We start from the raw sequence: 19,259 nt of genomic DNA, 5'->3' as shown, positions 1-19,259 counted from the left end.
TAGGATCTGCGGGCCAGGGCCGCGAGGACGCGTGCCTCCCACGACCCACCGAATCACCAGGGGTGCGCCATCTCCTCCGTACGGCTCCGGCCGCCCGCGCAACGCGGCGAACCGCGCGCGGACCTCCACGACCGGCACGAGGACGGCCACCGCCTCCACCACCTCCTGTGGCGGCTGGGGCCCGGCTTCCGGGTCTGCAGCAGCGCGGTCCTCGGCGGCGGCATCGGCCCCCGCGCCTGGGTCCTCAACGCCCAGGTCCCCGGGGGCTACCCGCGCCTGGACCCGGACCGCCACCTCGCCGAGATCGCCGCCGCCGAAGGGCTCACGGGCCAGGGCGCCGGACTCATGACGGCCGCCGAGGTCGCCGCGTACACGAGCGCGCACGACGGCGGCGTCACGGCGACCGTCACCACCGGCCTCGGCGTACGGGGCTGGGCGGCGGCCCCCGAGACCGGCCGTCGGTCCGGGGAAGCGCCGGTGGACGTCCCGGCGGCCCCGTTCCGGCCCGGCACCGTCAACATCGTCGTCGCGGTGCCCGTGCCGCTCTCGGACGCCGCACTCGTCAACGCCGTCGCCACCGCCACCGAGGCCAAGGTCCAGGCGCTCCTCGACGCCGGACTGGACTGCTCGGGCACCCCCACGGACGCGGTGTGCGTGATCGCCCCCGAACCCGGGCCCGAGGGCGGCGAACCCTTCGCCGGACCCCGCTCGACCTGGGGCGCGCGCATCGCCCGCGCCGTGCACGGAGCCGCACTCGCGGGAGCGCGCCCGGCGCGCTGAACGCCCCGGGCGGGCGTGACGGCGGGCCGCCTCCATGCGGCACCGGACTCAGCCCACCGTCACCGGATGCCGCACCACCGCGTCGAACAGATAGCCCTGGGTGTTGTGCGCGGTCGCCACCGGCTGGGTGCGCCCCGAACGGTCCGTCGCCCGCGCCAGCAGCACCGCGGGCCCCCGCTCCCTCGGCACCCAGTCCGCCGTCCAGCGCACCCAGCTCCCGGCCCGCGGCACGTCCCGCAACCGGGCCCTGCGCCAGTGCGAACCCCCGTCCGTGCTGACCTCCACGGTCCGTACGGGAGCCCCGCCCGACCAGGAACGACCGGTCAGCAGCGCCCGCCGGTGAGCGGGGAACACGGCCCCCGGGGCCAGCTCGAACGCGCTCTTCAACGTCTGCCGGGTCAGCGGCGCGCTGCCCTCGGGCGGGTGCCCGGGGCCGAACAGCCGGTAGAGACCGGTGTTCCACGGCGTCAGCAGCGGCTCGGCGCTCACCTCGATGTCGCCGACCCACTTGATGTTGGCGATGCCCACCCAGGACGGCACGATCAGCCGCACCGGGAGCCCGTGGTCGGGCGGGAGCGGCTCACCGTTCATCTCGTACGCGAGCAGCACGTCGTCCAGCGCCTTCGCCACCGGCAGGGGGCGGCGCACCCGGCCCAGGTTCACCCCGTCGGTGACGACCTCGGCGTCCAGACCGCGCGGCAGCACGTCCACCGCGTGCCGCCCGATGCCCGCCCGGCGCAGCACGTCCGCCAGCCGCACACCGCGCCAGCGCGCCGTCCCGATCGCGCCGAGCGTCCACGCGGTGCCGGTGACCGCCTGGCCCTGCTGCGAGGTGAAGAAGGCGCGCCCGTTGCCCGCGCACTCGACGAACGCCGTACGCGTCACCGCCGGCAGCCCCAGCAGATCCGCGAAGCCGAACTCCACCGGCCCGCCGCGCAGTCCGTCGCCCCAGACCGTCAGCCGCCAGGCGTCCCGGTCGATGCGCGGGGTGGCCGTGTGGTTGCGGACGAAGAACCGGTCGGCCGTGGTGAGCGGGCCGGTGCCCCGCAGCGCGGCGAAGTTCGTCTCCGCGTTGGTGCCGCGCACGGTGAACAGCTCCGGCGGCAGCGGCTTCACCACCCCGGGCAGCCCGCCCGCAGCCCGCGCCGGAGCGGCGAGCGAGGCCAACGGCACGGCGGCCGAGGCCGCCGCGACCAGCTTCAGCAGCTCGCGGCGCTCGATCCCGGCGGATCGGGCCCGGCCACGGGACCACTGCCGCGTCCGCATCCGGTCGTAGGCGTCCTCGGTCGGTGCCGGGCTCATGAACGCTCCTCGGGGGTCAGGTGATGTGAGGGGAGGGAGAAGAGGGAGCCGGAACGGCGCCGGGGCCGCGGCGCCCGCGCCAGCAACTCCCGTACGAGCGCGCCCACCTGCTCCGTCTCGACGAGGAACCCGTCGTGCCCGCAGGGCGAGACGACGGTACGCGCACCGTCCGCCCCCGGCAGCAGCTCTGCCAGCAGCTCCTGCTGCGCCGGCGGGTACAGCCGGTCCGAGTCGACGCCCGCGACCAGGGCGGGCAGCTCCGCGCGGCGCAGGGCGCGGGCGATCCCGCCCCGTCCCCGCCCGACGTCGTGCCCGTTCATCGCCTCGGTGAGCGTCACATAGCTCCCGGCGTCGAACCGGGCCACCAGCTTGTCCGCGTGGTGGTCGAGGTAGGACTCCACCCGGTAGCGGCCCCCGCGTGCCGGATCCTCACCGGGCTGCGGCTCCCGGCCGAAGCGGGCGGCCAGCTCCGGTTCGCTCCGGTAGGTGATGTGGGCGATGCGGCGCGCCTGCCCCAGGCCCCGGTGCGGGCCGTCGCCCGGGGCGGCCCCGTGGTAGTCGCCGCCCCGCCACCCCGGGTCGGAACGGATCGCGCCGGTCTGCACCGTCCCCCAGGCGATCTGCTCGGCGGAGGCGGCGGCCGGGGCGGCGAGCACGAGCAGCGCACCGGTGCGCTCCGGCCTGCCCACCGCCCACTCCAGGGCCCGCATGCCGCCCATCGACCCGCCGACGACGGCCGCCCACCGGTCGATCCCCAGGGCGTCGGCGAGCGCCGCCTCCGCCGCCACCTGGTCGCGCACGCTCAGGCGCGGGAAGCGGGACCCCCACGGCGCGCCGTCGGGGCCGGGGGAGGAGGGGCCGGTGCTGCCCCCGCAGCCGCCCAGGACGTTGGGCGCCACGACGAACCAGCGCTCGGTGTCGAGCGGACGGCCCGGACCGACGAGCGCGTCCCACCAACCGGGCGTCGGGTGGCCCGGACCGGCGGGGCCCGCCACATGGCTGTCGCCCGTCAGCGCGTGCAGCACCAGCACGGCGTTCGATCCGTCCGCAGCCCGCTGCCCCCAGGTCTCGTACGCCAGGCGCACCCCCGGCAGCCGGACGCCGGACTCCAGGGGCAGCGGGTCGCCGATCGCCGCCCAGCGGCGACGACCGGGCGGATCCCCCTCCCGCCGGCCGCCGGAGGCGGGCGGAAGGGGAAGCGCGTGGTGCGGGGCCGAACGGTTCAGGACGCCGCCTTCGCCGCCCGGAAGCCCGCTTCCAGGTCGGCCTTGAGATCGTCCACGTTCTCCAGCCCCACCGAGAGACGCACCAGGCCGGGCGTGGCCCCGGTGGCGATCAGCTGCTCCTCGGTGAGCTGGCTGTGCGTGGTGGAGGCCGGGTGGATGATCAGGCTCCGTACGTCACCGATGTTGGCGAGGTGGCTGAAGAGCTCGACGGCGTCCACGAACCGCCGGCCCGCGTCGGCCCCGCCCGTCAGCTCGAAGGCCAGCACGGCCCCGGCGCCGCGCGGCAGGTAGCGCTGCCCGGCCTCGTACCAGCGGTTCGACTCCAGACCCGCGTAGTGCACGGCCGCCACCTCGTCGCGCCGCTCCAGCCAGCGGGCCAGCTCCGACGCGTTGGCGGTGTGCCGCTCCAGTCGCAGGCTGAGCGTCTCGATGCCCTGGAGCAGCAGGAACGCCGAGTGCGGCGACAGCGCGGGACCCAGGTCGCGCAGCAGCTGCACCCGGAGCTTCACCGCGAACGCGCTCGGGCCGAGGTCGGGCCAGTAGCGCAGCCCGTGGTAGCTCGGGTCGGGCTCGTGGAACTCGGGGAACCGCTCGGGGTGCGCCCCGAAGTCGAACGTCCCGGCGTCCACGACCACCCCGCCGATCGTCGTGCCGTGGCCGCCGAGGAACTTGGTCGCCGAGTGGACCACGATGTCCGCGCCGTGCTCGATCGGCCGCAGCAGGAACGGGGTCGGCACCGTGTTGTCGACGATGAGCGGGACCCCGGCCCCGTGCGCGGCGTCCGCGACGGCCCGCACGTCCAGCACGTCACCGCGCGGATTGCCGAGCGTCTCGGCGAAGAACGCCTTCGTGTTCGGCCGCACCGCCGCCCGCCACGCCTCCACGTCCTCGGGGTCCTCGACGAACGTCACCTCGACGCCGAAGCGCGGCAGCGTGTGCCGGAAGAGGTTGTAGGTGCCCCCGTACAGCGACGGGGAGGACACGATGTGGTCCCCGGCCCCGGCCAGCGTCAGGATCGCCAGCGTCTCGGCGGCCTGCCCCGAGGCCAGCGCGACGGCCGCGACGCCGCCCTCCAGCGCGGCGATACGCTGCTCCAGGACGTCCTGGGTGGGGTTGTGGATGCGGGTGTAGATGTTGCCCGGCTCGGCCAGGGAGAACACGTCGGCCGCGTGCCGGGTGTCGCGGAAGACGAAGGACGTCGACTGGTAGATCGGCACCGCGCGGGCGCCGGTCGCCGGGTCCGGGACGGCGCCCGCGTGGATCTGCTTGGTCTCGAACGACCAGGCGGCTCCCGGGACGTCGCGGTCCTGGTCCTCGGGGGTGTGGCCTGCGGTGACGGAGTCGAGCGGCTGGCTCATGTGGTTCCTCGCACGGGGCGGTGACGGTCTGGATACGGACCGTAGGCCACCGGGCCGCACCCCGAAAGCGCCTCGTCCGCATGGCCATGAACCCGCAACGGCGTGCCACACCCCGCAACACGGCGGCAACGTCACCGCCGCACACGCCGTACGGCGGTGACGCGGGCCGCCCCGCCGCCGCCCGAGCGCCGAGGGGGAGGAGGCGGCGGCGCCCGCGTGAGCACCGTACCCGCCGCGCGCGGTGCGGGCGGCGGATACGGCGTCAGGGTTCAGCGGGGAGCCGAAACCTCGGCGATCGAGCGGCCGGCCCACTCGGGCGCTGGCTCGACGAGCGCCTCCAGACGCGCCCGTACGCGGTCCGGGAACGGGGCGGTGCGGCCCAGGCGCCGGTCCACGTGGAGCGCCAGCAGCTCGCTCGTCGCCACCGGGGAGGCATCCGGTCCGGGCGTTCCGTCCGGGGCGTCGACGACGTACATCTCGTGGCAGAAGCGCGCCTTCTTGGCGTCCGCGCCCAACATCCGCGTGCGGACCGTGAGATGGGCCCCCTCCGGGACGTCGCGGAGATAGCGGATGTGGGACTCGACGGTGTACAGGGAACAGCCGGTGCTCTCCCGGTACCCGGCGTGGAGACCGGTCTCGATCATCATGGCGTCGGTGGCGTACCCGAAGACCAGGACGTAGAACGCCTCGCTCATATGGCCGTTGTAGTCGATCCACTCCGGCCGTACGGTCCGGTGGAGCACGGGCAGCGGCGCCGCGCCGTCGGTCACGGCCGTCTCCTCGGCGCCGGGTACGGGGGCGGTGGCGGGAGCGGCCTCGGGGGCCGGGTGCGCGCTCATCGGGCCGCCTCCTCGGCGGTACGGGGCAGCCGGCCCGTCGCCCGCAGGACGTCGATGACGCCCCGGTCCCGCTCGGCGACCAGGTCGGCGATGCCGCGGCCGTCCGCCGCCTCCTCGCAGCCGGCCACCACCGCCTCGTACAGCGCCCGGTCCAGTTCGGGCGCTTCGAGCCTGGTCCAGGGCGACTTCAGCGACGGGCCGAAGTGGTCGAGCATATGAGCCATCCCGCCCTCGCCGCCGGCGAGCGCGAACGTGAGCATCGGCCCCATCACGGCCCAGCGGAGCCCCGGCCCCTCGGTGATCGACGCGTCGATCTCCGCCACCGTCGCCTCGCCGTTGGCGACCATGTGCAACGCCTCGCGCCACAGGGCCTCCTGGAGGCGGTTGGCGATGAAGCCGGGCACCTCGCGGTCCATGGTGATCACGGACTTGCCCGCCACGGTGTAGAAGCGCGAGGCCCAGTCGACGGCGGCGGGCGAGGTCCGCTCACCGCCGACGACCTCCACCAGGGGGATCAGGTAGGGCGGGTTGAAGGGGTGCCCGACGACGAGCCGCCCGGGATCGGCCGCCTCCGTCTGCATGTCGGTCATCGGGTAGCCGGAGGTCGACGAGGCGATCACCGTACCGGCGGGAGCGGCGGCGTCCAGCCGGGCCAGCAGGCCGCGCTTGAGCTCCAGCTTCTCCGGGGCGCTCTCCTGGACGAACTGGGCCTCGGCCACGGCCTCTTCGAGGGTGGCCGTCACGGTCAGCCGGTCCTGCGACGCCCCCTCGGCCAGACCGAGCCGCTCCAGCGCGGGCCAGGCGGCGGCGATGAGCCGGCGCAGCCGGACGGCCGCGTCGGGAGCCGGGTCCCAGGCGGTGACGTCGTAGCCGCGGGCGAGGAAGTGGGCCGCCCAGCCGCCGCCGATCACCCCGGCGCCGACGCACGCCACTCGGCGTACGTCCTCCGGGGCGCAGGGGGCGGCGTGGCCGTCCGGCGTGGTGGGGGAGGGGATCAGGGTCACGGGGTCACTCCGGGGTGAGTCGCGGGGGGATGGCGGAGGCCGGGCGGAGGCGGCGGGGCGGGATCAGGCGCGGGGGCGCAGGCCGAGCTGCTCGCGCGCCTCGTCGGGCGTGGCGACCCGGGAGCCCAGGGACTCCGTGATCCGCACGGCGCGCTCCACCAGTTGGCCGTTGGTGGCCTTGACCCCCTTGGCCAGGTACAGGTTGTCCTCCAGGCCGACCCGGACGTGCCCGCCGAGCAGGATCGACTGGGCGACCCACGGCATCTGCATCCGGCCGAGCGCGAAGCTCGCCCAACGAGCCCCCTCCGGAAGCATGTTGACCATCGACATCAGGACCCCCGGGTCGGCGGGCGCGCCCCACGGGACGCCCATGCAGAGCTGGAAGACGGTGGGGTCGTCGAGCAGCCCTTCGGCGAGGAGCTGCTTGGCGAACCACAGCTGCCCGGTGTCGAAGATCTCCAACTCCGGCCGCACGCCGAGTTCCTGGATGCGCCGGGCGCCGGTGCGCAGCATGTCGGGGGTCGATACGTAGAGGTTGCTGCCGTCGCCGAAGTTCAGCGAACCGCAGTCGAGGGTGCAGATGTCCGGCAGCAGGTCCTCGACGTGCGGCAGCCGTTCGATTCCGCCGACCAGGTCGGTGCCCGGCAGGTGGCGGAGCGGGGCCTCCGGGTCGATGACGAGGTCGCCGCCCATGCCGGCGGTCAGGTTGATCACCACGTCGGTGCCGGTCTCCCGGATCCGCTCGACGACCTCCCGGTAGAGCCGCGGCTCCCGGGAGGGCGCTCCGGTCTCCGGATCGCGGACGTGGATGTGGACCACGGCGGCGCCCGCGCCGGCGGCCTCGACGGCGGAGGCGGCGATCTGCTCGGGCGTCACCGGGACATGCGGGCTGCGGCCCACGGTGTCGCCGGCGCCGGTGAGGGCGCAGGTGATGATGACGTTCTGGTTCACGGACATGCGGAGACGTCTCCTGTCGGGGAGTCACGGGAGCGGAGGGAGCTACGGGCGCTGTGGGGTGTCGCGGGTGCTGTGGGGTGTCGCGGGCGCGGGCGCGGCACCGTGCTTTCGGGGCGGACGGGGGTACGCGCGAGGTTCAGCTGTCGGTGGGCGCGGTGAGGCAGGCGTCCACATGGGCGGTCAGGGTGTCGTGCATGGCGCGGGCGTCGGTGCCCGGGCGGCCGGGCTCGGTGGCCAGGACCTGGGTGGCGAGCCCGTCGATCAGCGCGGTCAGGGCCAGGGCGGCCGCGTCCGCGTCGACCGCGCGGAAGGCGCCCTGCTCGGCGCCGCGCCGGATCACGTCCGCGACCGTGCCCCGCCACTGGCGGTAGTACTCGACGTGGAGCCGTCCGACCGCGGTGGACCGGGCGGCCTGCGCCCACAGATCGAGCCAGACGCACCACTGCCGCCGCTGCTGCTCGGTGCGGGGCGTCTGGAGTTCGATCAGCCGGCGCAGTTCGTCCCCGGCGTGACGGGACCCGGCCGTGGCGTCGGCGCGACGGCGGGTGTCCTCGTCCATGCACCAGCGGACCGCCGCTTCGAGCAGTTCGTCACGGCCCGGGAAGTGGTAGTGGATCGTCGCCGTGCTGGTGTGGCAGGCCGCGGCGATGTCCGCGACCCGCACGGCGTGGAAGCCGCGTTCCGCGATGAGCCGGACGGTCTCCCGCACGATCTGCAGCGGTCTGCCGCCCTCCGGCGCGGCGGGCGCCGACATGGGGGAGCGGGACGGCGACGGCGGGGGTCCGGACGCCGGGGCCGACGTCGTACCGGCCGGCGCGCCGTTCGGCGACTTTACCGCCGGGCCGATCAGCCCGCCGACGTCCACACCGCCGATGTCGGCGATCCGGGCCAGTTCGGCGACGGTGAAGCGCCGGGCGCCGTTCAGTGAACGGGACAGCTTCGACGGATCGATGACGATCCGCCGGGCGAACTCGCGGTCGCTCACCCCCGTCGCGTCGATCACCTGCCGGACCCGTGCGGCCACCTCGTTCTGCTGCATGGTCAGCCACCGTAGCCATGTGTTGAGAAAACCTCAACGTCAGTGCGGGGGTCGGTCACGATTCACCGCATGAAAAAAGGGCGTTGGGGTGCTGACTGACGCATCAGTCAGCACCCCAACGCCCTGCCCTCCGAGGGGCGGTACGTCAGGGGGTCACTCCTGGACGAGCATCCCGTCGCGCAGCCGGCCGAGCATCCGGCTCAGCAGCCGGGACACGTGCATCTGCGAGATGCCCAGTTCGGCGCCGATCTGGGCCTGGGTCATCTCCTGGCCGAAGCGCATGTCGATGATCCGGCGCTCCCGCTCGTCGAGCTCGCTCAGCAGGGGAGCGAGGGCGTGCAGGTTCTCCACGCTCTCCATCGCGGGGTCGAGGCCGCCCAGCACATCGGCGAAGGTCCGCGCGCCGCTCTGACCGGGCCCGCTCTCCGCCGTGTCGGTCGGCATGTCCAGGGAGCCCGCCGTGTAGCCGTTGGAGGCGACGATGCCCTCGGTGACCTCGGACTCCTCGATGCCCAGGGCTTCCGCCAGCTCCTTGACCGTGGGGTCCCGGTCGAGGTCGGCGGCCAGCGCCTCCTTCGCCTTGGCGAGGTCGACCCGCAGCTCCTGGAGGCGGCGCGGCACGTGCACCGCCCAGCTCGTGTCACGGAAGAAGCGCTTGATCTCCCCGACGATGTACGGCACGGCGAACGACGTGAACTCGACCTCCCGCGAGAGGTCGAAGCGGTCGATCGCCTTGATCAGCCCGATGGTGCCGACCTGGACGATGTCCTCCATGTCACCGCTGCCCCGGTTGCGGAAGCGGTTGGCGGCGAACCGGACCAGGGACAGGTTCATCTCGATGAGGGTGTTGCGCGCGTACTGGTACTCGTGCGTCCCCTCCTCCAGGACCTGGAGCCGGTCGAAGAAGAGACGCGAGAGGCGGCGCGCGTCCATCGGGGCGACCTTCCCGGCATCCTCGATCCAGGGAAGATCCTCGGCGGTGCCCGTCACGTCCGTACCCGCCGTCTGCACGGACTGTGCGGTCTGCGAGGTCTGCACGGTCATGTCGCTTCACGCTCCCTGGTTCGAAGGCCCTCAGGGTTGTTCGCCTTCCCCGGGTCATGACTCTCATGCGTGCGAGAACGAGTTGATTCGCCGCCCGTGCGCGAGACCGCCGGGACCAGGGCGGGTTCACCGCTGAGAAGGCGTCATGAGAGGTACGGGAGTGAGCGGCGGGGCCACGGATTCGCATGGGGCGCGCCGGAAGGAGCCCGGCGGGGCGCCGGTCGGCCCCGGCCGCGGCTCGTATGCCCGGAGGGTGCGGAGAACCGCCCCACCGGTACGGGGGAGCCCGGTGGGGCGGTCGCCACCAGAGTGCCACAGCCGGGCGGCGGTTGGGGGTGGAGCGGCGCGTATCGGCCTACGGATGAGTCGAATTGGTTGCTCGTCCCCCGGGCGCGTCCCGGGGATCCTGCCCGGGTCCGCGACGCCCGGCGGCGCCGGGACCGGACGGCCCCGCCGCTGAGCGGACCGGCCCCGGCCGCCCGTGGGCCGAGCGCCGGGAGCCGGGGCTCCGGGCGCGGGAAGGCCGGCCCCGGCCGCCCGGAGGCACGGCGTCCTTGCGGTTCTCGATGGTTACGGTGTCGTGAACAGATGTGCCGCGCGGAATACCCGCGGCGTCCACGATGCTGTCCGCTGCCGGCGGGTGCGCCGCTCCGGCGTCAGCGCACCCGCCGCCGAGACTTCGTGCGACGGACGGAACGAGGACGACCATGCCCCAGAACGACACCCGGCCTCCCGCCGACACCCGGCCCCCTGCCGACCCCCGCCCTTCCACGGCGGGCGCTTCCCCGCTCCACCCCCTGGACAACCCGGCCCGCTCCTCCCTCACCGGTCCGCACGCCCACTTCGCCGAGCGCCGCGGCCGGATCCTGCGCTACCCGCCCGACGTCACCCCCTGGATCGCGCTCCCGGACACCCCGGAGGCCCCGGACTGGGCCGAGGTGGCGGCGCTGGCCGGACCGGGGGCCGCCGTCGCGCTGGCCGCATTCCAGGAGGCGCCGCCCCCGGACTGGGAGGTCGTCTTCCGCGCCGAGGGCGTCCAGCTCGTCGACGAATCCGTGGACGCCGCGCCCGACCCGGAAGCGGTACGGCTCGGCCCTCAGGACGTGCCGGAGATGCTGGACCTGGTGGCCCGCACCCGCCCCGGCCCCTTCCTGCCGCGCACGGTCGAGCTGGGCACCTACCTCGGCATCCGTCGCGGCGGTGACCTGGTGGCGATGGCGGGGGAGCGGCTGCACCCGCCGGGCTGGACCGAGATCAGCGGGGTCTGCACCGACGAGTCCGTACGGGGCCGGGGCCTGGCGGGCCGCCTCGTCCGGGCGGTCGCGTACGGTGTCCGAGAGCGCGGCGAGACGCCGTTCCTGCACGCGTCCGCCTCGAACACCAACGCCGTCCGGCTCTACGAGTCGCTCGGGTTCCGGCTCCGCCGGCGTACCGAATTCCTCTCCGCCCTCGTCCCCGCGACGCTCCCGGCGGCGGACGGGACCCGTCGGCCCTCGCCGCGCTGACCGCCCTCCGCCGCGCCCCCCGTACGGGTACGCGCCCCCGGTACGCGCACGACCGGGACCTCCGGCACCCCCGGTAGGGGCCGAAGGCCCCGGGTCCGAGGTCCCGGGCGGGACCTTCGGCGGCCGCTCGGGCCCTTCGCCCTCCTGTGCGCGGGCCCGTACCCCGGTCAACTGGAAGGGACTGCCCGGACCGCGGGCGGCGCCGACCGACCAGCAGGAGGACAGGCCGTGCCCATGAGGTTGCTGGACATGGCGCGGAAGCGGGACCGGCACTGGAGCGAGGACGCGGCAGCGGCGGCGGACCCGGGCATCGCCTCGGTCTCCCGCAGCCGGATCGGCAGCTGGCCCCTGGCCGGCGGCATCGCGCTGCTGACCGCCCTGGTCGTCTTCATCGACGTCGCGACCGGCAACGACCTGCGGCTTGTGCCGCTGCTCGTGGTGGTCCCGGCGCTGGCCTCCGTCTACTGCAGTCTCCGGCAGACGATCTGGGTGGCGGTGTGGATCACCACGGTCGTCGTCGGCTTCCGGGCCGGTACGGACGGCACGTTCTGGGACTTCCTCTTCGGCATCGGGTTCGCCGTGCTGGCCTGTGCCCTCGGCGTCGCCGCCTGCGCCGCCCGTATCCGCCATGCCACCGAGATGGCGCGGCTGCGGTCCGCCGTCGTCACCCTCCAGCGCCAGATCCTGCGCCCGCTGCCCGTCACGACCGGTCACGTGCTCGCGCACGGCCTCTACGAGCCCCTCGAGGAGGACCGGTTCGTCGGCGGGGACATCTACGAGGTCGTCGATTCGCCCTACGGGACCCGGGTGATCATCGGGGACGTCCAGGGCAAGGGGCTCGCCGCCATCGGCGCCGGGTTCGCGGCGATCGCCGCGTTCCGTGAGGCGGCGATCCGCGAGGCCACGCTCACCGGAGTGGTGGAGGCGCTGGAGGACGCCGTCGTCCGGCACAACGCCTTCTCCGCCCAGACCGGCGAGGCCGAACGCTTCGTCACGGCGCTCGTGCTCGGGTTCGACGGAAGCGGCCGGGTGGAGGCCGTCAACTGCGGCCATCTGCCGCCGCGCCTGTTCGACGACGGCCGGAGCACGGCCGTCCCGCTCCGGCGGACGTACGTCCCCCTGGGCCTCGCCGGGCTCAGCCGGGAGACCCGGACGACCGAGTCCTTCGCCTTCCCGCCGGGCGCGACGCTCCTCGTCGTCACGGACGGGGTCACCGAGGCCCGCGACGCGGCCGGAGCCTTCTACCCCCTGGACGAGCGCGCCGCGGCGTGGACCGGGCACGGGCCGCGGGAGTTGCTCGACGCGCTCCACGTCGACCTGGAGGCGTTCTCCGGAGGCGTCCGCCGGGACGACGTCGCCGCGCTCGCGCTGTGCCGGGCCCCGGTCGAGACCGGCGCTTCCCGGCCGGTAAGCGCCGTCGCCGTCACCGGGCCCGCCGCGCCCGCTCCCGCACCCTCCGGGGCGGCGCCTCCGATGGCCCTGCCCTTCTGATCCGCTTCCGAGCCCCCTCTGTGTCCCTTTCGGGTCCCTTCCGGGTCCCCTCCGAGTCCCCTTTCGGGTCCGGAGCCGCCGAGGCTGTCACACCTCCTCATGTCCCCACGAGACGAATGTCGCGTAGGGACATTTTCGGGTGTACGGTGCATGTATGAGTCCGGAACGGAAGATCCCGGAGCGGCGCGGCCGCAAGGCGCGCCGCACCCGCGACACCCTGGCGCAGGCCGCGTTCGAGCTGGTGCTCGACCGGGGGCTGCGGAACGTGACGGTCGAGGAGATCGCGGAGGCCGCGGACGTCGACCGCCGTACGTTCAGCCGGTACTTCGCGAGCAAGGAAGCCGCCGCACTCGACTCCCTGCGGGGCGACGGCGACCGCATCAACGCGGCCCTGCGGGCCCGGCCGGCCGATGAGCCCCCGCTCCTCGCCTACCGGCGGGCCGTCCTCGACTGGCTGGGCGACCCCGCGGCCGAGCCCTGGCACCTCCGCCCGCGGATCTTCGACCTGCTGGTCGTCGCCGAGGAGGAGCCGACGCTCTACGCCGCCTTCCACCACATCCGGGTGGACGCCCAGGAGGACTCGGTCGCCATCGTCGCGGCCCGGCTCGGCGCCGATCCGCGACGGGACATCCGGCCCGCCGTCACCGTCGCCGCCGGCGCGGGCGCGCTGCTCGCCGCCCAGGCCGCCTGGGTGCGCGGGGGCAGGCCGGACGCACTGCCCGACCTGGTCACCGAGGCGTTCGACGCGTTGACCGCCGATCTGCTCGAAGGGCCGTACGCCGCTCCGGAACGGCCCGCGACCGCCGACGCCGGCACGACCGCCGACGCCACCCCGATCGCCGGCACCACCAGTACCACCAGCACCACAGAAGCAGTAGCAGAAGGAACCGAGGCAACCTCATGAGCACCGAGCACAGCACGCCCGTACCCACCGCGGCACTGACCCAGGACCCGGCCGAGTTCGCCGGCCGCACCGCCCTCGTCACCGGTGGCGCGTCCGGCATCGGCCTCGCCCTGACCCGGCGGCTCGCCGCCGGCGGTGCGGCGGTCGTCGTCGCCGACTACGACGAGGCGAACGCGCGCAAGGCCGCCGCCGAACTGGAGGGCGCCGGAGCCAGGGCCGCGGCCGTCGCGATGGACGTCACCGACCCGGCCTCCGTCGAGGCGGGCGTGCGCTTCACCGTGGAGATCTTCGGCGCGCTCCACCTGGCCGTGAACAACGCCGGCATCGCGGGCCCCAGCAACCCCACCGGCGGCTACCCGGTCGAGGACTGGGACCGCGTGATCGCCACCAACCTCAGCGGCGTCTTCTACTCGATGCGCCACGAACTGCCCGCCATCGTCGCGGCGGGCGGCGGCGCGATCGTCAACATGTCCTCCATCCTCGGCACCAACGGCTTCGCCGGATCGCCCGCCTACGTCGCGGCCAAGCACGGCGTCGTCGGCCTCACCAAGACCGCGGCGCTCGAATACGCCGCTCGGAACGTTCGGATCAACGCGGTCGGCCCCGGCTTCATCGACACCCCGCTCCTGCGGAACGCCGACCCCGCCGCCCGCGACCACCTGATCTCCCTGCACCCGGCCGGACGCCTCGGCACCGCCGAGGAGGTCGCCGAACTGGCCGCCTTCCTGCTCTCCGACCGGGCCTCCTTCATCCACGGCAGCTACCACCTCGTGGACGGCGGCTACAGCGCCCCGTGACCGAGGACGTGTCCGGCGGACCGGGACCGGGCGGGCCGTGCCGGGCGTCGCGGCCCCGGCCGGTACCCGCCGGGCGCGCCGGGCGGGTCCCGGCGCGCCCGAGTGGCGCGCGGGGGAGCGGGGGGCGACAAAGGAAGCACGCGACGGAATGAGCGAGGAGACCCCATGAAAGCCGTCCAGTACCGAGCAGTCGGCGCCGCCCCCGAGGTGGTCACCGTCCCGGACCCCGAGCCCGGCCCCGGCCAGGTCCTGCTGAAGGTCACCGCGGCGGGCGTCTGCCACTCCGACATCGCCGTGATGAGCTGGCCCGCCGACCAGGTCCCCTTCCCGCTGCCCCTCACCCTCGGCCACGAAGGGGTCGGCACGGTCGCGGCACTCGGCGACGGCGTCGACGCCTTCGGGATCGGCGACTCCGTCGCGGTGTACGGGCCGTGGGGCTGCGGCACCTGCGTCAACTGCGCCGAGGGCAAGGAGAACTACTGCCTGCGCGCCAAGGAGCTCGGCATCATGCCGCCCGGCCTCGGCGCCCCCGGCGCGATGGCCGAGTACATGGTCGTCGACGACCCCCGCCACCTGGTCCCGATCGGTGACCTCGACCCGGTGCGGACGGTGCCGCTCACCGACGCCGGCCTCACCCCGTACCACGCCATCGTGCGTTCCCTGGCGAAGCTCGTGCCCGGCTCCACCGCCGTGGTCATCGGCACCGGCGGCCTCGGCCACGTCGCGATCCAGCTCCTGCGCGCCATGACGTCCACCCGGGTCATCGCCCTCGACGTCACCGAGGAGAAGCTCGACCTCGCCCGGACCGTCGGCGCGCACGAGGCCGTCCTCTCGGACGAGAAGGCGGCCGCGCGCGTCATGGAGCTGACCGGCGGACTCGGCGCCCAGGTGGTCCTCGACTTCGTCGGCGCACCGCCCACGGTCCGCACCGTCGGAGCCGTCGCCCGGGTGGACGGCGACGTCACCATCGTCGGCATCGGCGGCGGCGCGCTCCCGGTCGGCTTCGGGAGCCTCCCGTACGGCACCACGGTCTGCGCCCCCTACTGGGGCTCGCGCAAGGAACTGGCCGAGGTCCTCGACCTGGCCCACGCCGGAGCGGTGGACGTCCACGTGGAGACGTACTCCATCGACGAGGCCCCCCTCGCCTACGAACGCCTGCACGACGGCAGGATCAACGGCCGGGCCGTCATCCTCCCCAACGGCTGATACCACCGGCTGAAGCGGGTGCGGGGGACGGCGCCGGCCGCGGACGCGGGCCTCCCCGGACCTCCCCGCATCGCCCGCCGTGCCTTCCGCCCGCCCCGGCAGCCCACCGCTGCCGGGGCGGGTGGCGATATTCCCGGGCCCCGGCGGCGGCCTCTCGCTAAACTCGCCCGCATGGGTTCGTACCGCTTCTACTTCTTCCGCTGATCCCCGGCCCGGACGGCCGCAGCGCGCCGCACCCCGCGTCCCGTCGGGACGCCCCGGTGCCCACCTCCCCGTGACGTGACGTCCCGGGGCGGTCGACGTATCCGCGTACCCGCCGCCGTCCCTTCCGCCGTCCGGCATCCACGCCACGCCCCGCCGCACCGCGCCGTACCCCGTGTGCGCCGCGGCGGGCCGTCACCCAGCGAGAAGGCACCCATGCACCCTCAGCGCGACCGCACCCAACTGGCCGTGAAGGACGTCTCCAAGGCGTACGGAGACCGCTCCGTGCTCGACCAGGTGACCCTCACCGTCCGCCCCGGCGAGAAGATCGCCGTCATCGGAGAGAACGGCTCCGGAAAGTCCACGCTGCTCCGCCTGCTGGCCGGGGCCGAGGCGCCGGACACCGGTGAGGTCACCGTCCGGTTCCCCGGCGGCACCGGCCACCTCGCCCAGACACTCGACCTCGGCCCCGCCCGCACCGTGCGGGACGCGGTCGACGCGGCCCTCGCCGACCTCCGCGATCTCGAACACCGCATCCGCGAGGCGGAGAGGGAGCTCTCGGAGCGCGATCCCGGCGACCCGGGTCCCACCGAAGCGGAACTCGCCGCGTACGGAGACCTCCTCACCGCCTACGAGGACCGCGACGGCTACCGGGCAAACGCCCGCACCGAAGCGGCCCTGCACGGACTCGGCCTGGCCCACCTCACCCGCGACCGCGCGCTCGCCACGCTCTCCGGCGGCGAGCGGTCCCGGCTCGCCCTCGCCTGCGTCCTGGCCGCCGCGCCCGAACTGCTGCTCCTCGACGAACCGACCAACCACCTCGACGCCCGCGCCGTCGGCTGGCTGGAGGACCACCTCCGCGCCCACCGGGGGACCGTCGTCACGATCACCCACGACCGGGCGTTCCTGGAGCGCGTCACCTCGGTCATCCTGGAGGTCGACCGGGACCTGCGCACGGTCACCCGGTACGGGGACGGCTGGGACGGCTACCGCACCGCCAAGGCCGCCGCCCGCCGCCGCTGGGCCCAGGACCACGAGGAGTACCTGGCGGACCTGGCCCGGACCGAGGAACTGGTCGCGGCGGCCGGGGCGCGGCTCACGGCCACCGGAGGCGACCCGAAACAGGGCTTCGGCAAGCACCGCCGCTCGCACGAGGCCAAGCTGTCCGGCCGGGTCAGGGCCGCCCGGACCCGGCTGGAGGCGCTGCGCGGCTCTTCCGTGCCGCCCCCGCCCCGCCCGCTGGCCTTCACCGGCCGCCCCGCCCTCGCCACGGGGCCCGACGCGGCGGCCCGCCCGAGGACGCTCGTGGAGCTGGAGGACGTCTCCGTGGGCGACCGCCTGCACCTGACCGCCCTCCGCGTCGCGGCCGGTACCCGCCTCCTGGTGACCGGCAATAACGGCGCGGGGAAGACCACCCTGCTCCGGGTCCTCGCCGGCGACCTCGCCCCCGACACGGGCACGGTCACCCGGCACGCGCGCGTCGGCTACCTGCCGCAGGAACTGCCCGCGCGCCCCACCCGGCGCACGCTGCTCGCCACGTTCGCGGCCGGCCGGCCCGGCTTCCCCGACGAGTACGCCGACGAACTCCTGGCCCTCGGACTGTTCCGGCCGGAGGACCTCGGGGTGCCGGTGGCATCCCTCTCGGTCGGCCAGCAGCGCAGGCTGGCCCTGGCCCGGCTGGTGACCCGGCCGGCCGATCTGCTGGTGCTGGACGAGCCGACGAACCACATCGCGCTGAGCCTCGTCGAGGAGCTGGAGCAGGCGCTCGACGCGTACCCGGGCGCGGTGGTCGTCGTCTCGCACGACCGCAGCTTCCGGTCCCGCTTCACCGGCGACGTCCTGGAGCTGCGGGCGGGCCGCCCGGCGGACGCGGTCCCGTCCTACGCGTCGGGGGAGGCGGCCGCGCGACGCACCTGAGTGCGCAGCCGGTCGACGAAGACGCGTTGACCGGCGATCAGCCGCTCCGCGGCCTGCTCCGGCGTGCACCAGGCGAACCGGTCCATCTCCGGGAACTCCCGCTGCACGCCGGACCCGCGCGGCCACTCCATCGTGAACGTCCCCGGCACGACGGACGCCACGTCCAGCTCCGCCTCCAGACCCCAGGCGGTCACCGTCTTGCCGCTGCGCTGCCGGGACTCGCCGAGCGCGATCCACTCCCCGGGCGGCACCGGCACCCCCAGCTCCTCCGTGAACTCCCGGCGGGCGGCCGCCTCCGCGCTCTCGTCCGGGCCGTACTCGCCCTTCGGAACCGACCAGGCGGCCTCCTCCCGCCCCGCCCAGAACGGCCCGCCCATGTGCCCGATCAGCACCTCGACGTCCCGCTCGCCCGCCGCCTCCTCCGTGACCCGGAAGAGCAGAAGCCCCGCACTCCGTCTGCTTCTCGACATGCCGTCAAGTCTGCTGCGGCGACGCGGGAGACGCCAGGCGGGCGGGAGGGCGTACGCGGACGGCCTCCCCGGGCGGGCACGCCGAGGCGCCCGGCGACGCGGGACCGCCCGGCCGCCCCACACCGTCCCGGGGCGGGGGCCTCACGTCTTGCGGTAGCCGTACGCCTCCGAGGCCGCGGCCTCCACCGCCGCCAGATCGCCGCCCGCCGACGCGGTCACCACGGCGGCCACCGCCCCCTCCACGAACGGGGCGTCCACGAGGCGGGTGTTCTCCGGCAGTTCGTCGCCCTCGGCCAGCATCGACTTGACGGTCAGGACCGCGCTCCCCAGATCCACCAGCACCGCGACGCCCGCGCCCCGGTCCACCGAGGCGGCCGCCCGGCCGATCAGTTCCGCGCTTGTTCCCAGCCCGCCGTTCGGCAGTCCGCCCGCCGGGGCGACCGGGGCGGTCACCCCTCCGGCGGCGAGGCCCCGGGCCAGCTCCGCGACCGACTCGGCCACCGGCCCGCTGTGCGAGACCAGCACGATGCCCACCTGACGCTCGCCGCTCACGCGCCCTCCCCGTCCGCCGTCTCCGCCAGGGCGTCCACCAGCAGCGCCGCCGACGTCGCCCCGGGGTCCTGGTGCCCGATACTGCGCTCACCCAGATAGCTGGCCCGGCCCTTGCGCGCCCGCATCGGCACCGTGGCCTCCGCTCCCGCACGGGCCGCGTCCGCCGCCCCGTCGAACGAGAGGGCGAGCGCCTCCGCCGCGGGCAGCAGCGCGTCGAGCATCGTCTTGTCCCCGGCCTGGGCGCCGCCCAGCTGCCCCACCGCGGCCACCCCCGCCGCGAACGCCTGGGCGAACTGCTCCTGCGTCACCTCGGCCTCGTCCCCGAGCGCCTTGCCCGTACGGCGCAGCAGCGTCCCGTACAGCGGGCCGGACGCCCCGCCCACCGTGGAGATGAGCTGCCGTCCGGCCAGCGCCAGCAGCGCACCGGGCGTGGCCGGGGCGTCCTTCTCCAGCACCGCCTTCACCGCCGCGAAGCCGCGCTGCAGATTGCTGCCGTGGTCGGCGTCTCCGATCGCCGAGTCCAGATCGGTCAGGTGGTCCGCCTCACGGTCCACGGAAGCCGCTGCGGCGGTCATCCAGCGGCGGAAGAAGTCGGTGTCGAGCACAAGGTCTCCTGTTCCTCGGTACGGCCGGGGCCCCTCGCCCCGGCCGTACACAGGCTGGTACG

Annotated in this window: 18 protein-coding genes; 7 read left to right on the top strand and 11 right to left on the bottom strand. The window is 74.8% G+C overall.

Features of this window, described 5'->3' with window-relative positions; all coding sequences use genetic code 11:
- The first annotated feature begins 69 nt into the window (after nt 1-69).
- Entirely contained in the window at nt 70-780 is a 711-nt protein-coding gene (locus IF19_RS0121805; protein ID WP_078580782.1) for an adenosylcobinamide amidohydrolase, read from the top strand.
- A 48-nt stretch (nt 781-828) separates the two neighbouring features.
- Here the strand turns inward: IF19_RS0121805 and IF19_RS0121800 are convergent, their stop codons facing one another.
- The 8 genes from IF19_RS0121800 to IF19_RS0121765 all read right to left on the bottom strand — a co-directional run bounded on the left by IF19_RS0121800 (nt 829) and on the right by IF19_RS0121765 (nt 9,549).
- On the bottom strand, nt 829-2,082 hold the full coding sequence (locus IF19_RS0121800) for a sulfite oxidase (RefSeq protein WP_030276762.1): 1,254 nt from the start codon (nt 2,080-2,082) through the stop codon (nt 829-831).
- Nucleotides 2,079-3,308 (bottom strand): homoserine O-acetyltransferase MetX, encoded by a 1,230-nt coding sequence (gene metX / locus IF19_RS0121795; RefSeq protein WP_078580781.1) that lies wholly within the window; start codon nt 3,306-3,308, stop codon nt 2,079-2,081. Before metX ends, IF19_RS0121800 begins: the two co-directional genes overlap by 4 nt.
- Nucleotides 3,305-4,666 (bottom strand): bifunctional o-acetylhomoserine/o-acetylserine sulfhydrylase, encoded by a 1,362-nt coding sequence (locus IF19_RS0121790; RefSeq protein ID WP_078580779.1) that lies wholly within the window; start codon nt 4,664-4,666, stop codon nt 3,305-3,307. The genes metX and IF19_RS0121790 overlap by 4 nt, the downstream gene beginning before the upstream one ends.
- Before the next feature lie 269 nt (nt 4,667-4,935).
- Nucleotides 4,936-5,505 carry a thioesterase family protein gene (locus IF19_RS0121785; protein WP_078580777.1) on the bottom strand — a complete coding sequence of 190 codons (570 nt, stop codon included), beginning with the start codon at nt 5,503-5,505 and terminating at the stop codon, nt 4,936-4,938.
- Nucleotides 5,502-6,509: a 3-hydroxyacyl-CoA dehydrogenase NAD-binding domain-containing protein gene (locus IF19_RS0121780; RefSeq protein ID WP_030116769.1), complete on the bottom strand. Its 1,008-nt coding sequence runs from the start codon at nt 6,507-6,509 to the stop codon at nt 5,502-5,504. Before IF19_RS0121780 ends, IF19_RS0121785 begins: the two co-directional genes overlap by 4 nt.
- A 63-nt stretch (nt 6,510-6,572) precedes the next feature.
- Nucleotides 6,573-7,466, bottom strand: a complete 894-nt coding sequence (locus IF19_RS0121775) for a beta-keto acid cleavage family enzyme (RefSeq protein ID WP_030116770.1) — start codon at nt 7,464-7,466, stop codon at nt 6,573-6,575.
- Nucleotides 7,467-7,602: 136 nt separating this feature from the next.
- Nucleotides 7,603-8,505 carry a TetR/AcrR family transcriptional regulator gene (locus IF19_RS0121770; protein ID WP_030116771.1) on the bottom strand — a complete coding sequence of 301 codons (903 nt, stop codon included), beginning with the start codon at nt 8,503-8,505 and terminating at the stop codon, nt 7,603-7,605.
- A 153-nt stretch (nt 8,506-8,658) separates the two neighbouring features.
- Nucleotides 8,659-9,549, bottom strand: coding sequence for a SigB/SigF/SigG family RNA polymerase sigma factor (locus IF19_RS0121765; protein WP_030189927.1), 891 nt, complete (start codon nt 9,547-9,549; stop codon nt 8,659-8,661).
- Nucleotides 9,550-10,256: 707 nt separating this feature from the next.
- On the opposite strand from IF19_RS0121765, the gene IF19_RS0121760 reads away from it, so the two are divergent.
- The 6 genes from IF19_RS0121760 to abc-f all read left to right on the top strand — a co-directional run bounded on the left by IF19_RS0121760 (nt 10,257) and on the right by abc-f (nt 17,570).
- Nucleotides 10,257-11,054: a GNAT family N-acetyltransferase gene (locus IF19_RS0121760; RefSeq protein ID WP_030116774.1), complete on the top strand. Its 798-nt coding sequence runs from the start codon at nt 10,257-10,259 to the stop codon at nt 11,052-11,054.
- 249 nt (nt 11,055-11,303) lie between these two features.
- Nucleotides 11,304-12,545: a PP2C family protein-serine/threonine phosphatase gene (locus IF19_RS0121755; protein ID WP_032747759.1), complete on the top strand. Its 1,242-nt coding sequence runs from the start codon at nt 11,304-11,306 to the stop codon at nt 12,543-12,545.
- Between the two features lie 154 nt (nt 12,546-12,699).
- The gene (locus IF19_RS0121750) at nt 12,700-13,449 is read left to right on the top strand and encodes a TetR family transcriptional regulator (protein ID WP_030276758.1); all 750 of its coding nucleotides are present in this window, start codon (nt 12,700-12,702) and stop codon (nt 13,447-13,449) included.
- Nucleotides 13,446-14,246 (top strand): SDR family NAD(P)-dependent oxidoreductase, encoded by an 801-nt coding sequence (locus tag IF19_RS0121745; protein ID WP_030116777.1) that lies wholly within the window; start codon nt 13,446-13,448, stop codon nt 14,244-14,246. Before IF19_RS0121750 ends, IF19_RS0121745 begins: the two co-directional genes overlap by 4 nt.
- Nucleotides 14,247-14,411: 165 nt before the next feature.
- Nucleotides 14,412-15,452, top strand: a complete 1,041-nt coding sequence (locus IF19_RS0121740; protein ID WP_030116778.1) for an NAD(P)-dependent alcohol dehydrogenase — start codon at nt 14,412-14,414, stop codon at nt 15,450-15,452.
- Nucleotides 15,453-15,869: 417 nt separating this feature from the next.
- On the top strand, nt 15,870-17,570 hold the full coding sequence (gene abc-f / locus IF19_RS0121735; protein WP_030116779.1) for a ribosomal protection-like ABC-F family protein: 1,701 nt from the start codon (nt 15,870-15,872) through the stop codon (nt 17,568-17,570).
- Here the strand turns inward: abc-f and IF19_RS0121730 are convergent.
- The 3 genes from IF19_RS0121730 to dhaL all read right to left on the bottom strand — a co-directional run bounded on the left by IF19_RS0121730 (nt 17,534) and on the right by dhaL (nt 19,197).
- The gene (locus IF19_RS0121730) at nt 17,534-18,040 is read right to left on the bottom strand and encodes an NUDIX hydrolase (RefSeq protein ID WP_030116780.1); all 507 of its coding nucleotides are present in this window, start codon (nt 18,038-18,040) and stop codon (nt 17,534-17,536) included. The two genes, abc-f and IF19_RS0121730, sit on opposite strands and share 37 nt — an antisense overlap.
- A gap of 141 nt (nt 18,041-18,181) precedes the next feature.
- Nucleotides 18,182-18,592 (bottom strand): PTS-dependent dihydroxyacetone kinase phosphotransferase subunit DhaM, encoded by a 411-nt coding sequence (locus IF19_RS0121725; RefSeq protein WP_030116781.1) that lies wholly within the window; start codon nt 18,590-18,592, stop codon nt 18,182-18,184.
- Complete coding sequence (dhaL, locus tag IF19_RS0121720) at nt 18,589-19,197, bottom strand: dihydroxyacetone kinase subunit DhaL (RefSeq protein WP_030116782.1); 609 nt, start codon at nt 19,195-19,197, stop codon at nt 18,589-18,591. Before dhaL ends, IF19_RS0121725 begins: the two co-directional genes overlap by 4 nt.
- Between the last annotated feature and the right edge of the window lie 62 nt (nt 19,198-19,259).

The organism is Streptomyces californicus (assembly GCF_000717645.1).
Taxonomy (GTDB): Bacteria; Actinomycetota; Actinomycetes; order Streptomycetales; family Streptomycetaceae; genus Streptomyces; species Streptomyces californicus.
This window is presented reverse-complemented; position numbering and strand designations above follow the sequence as displayed.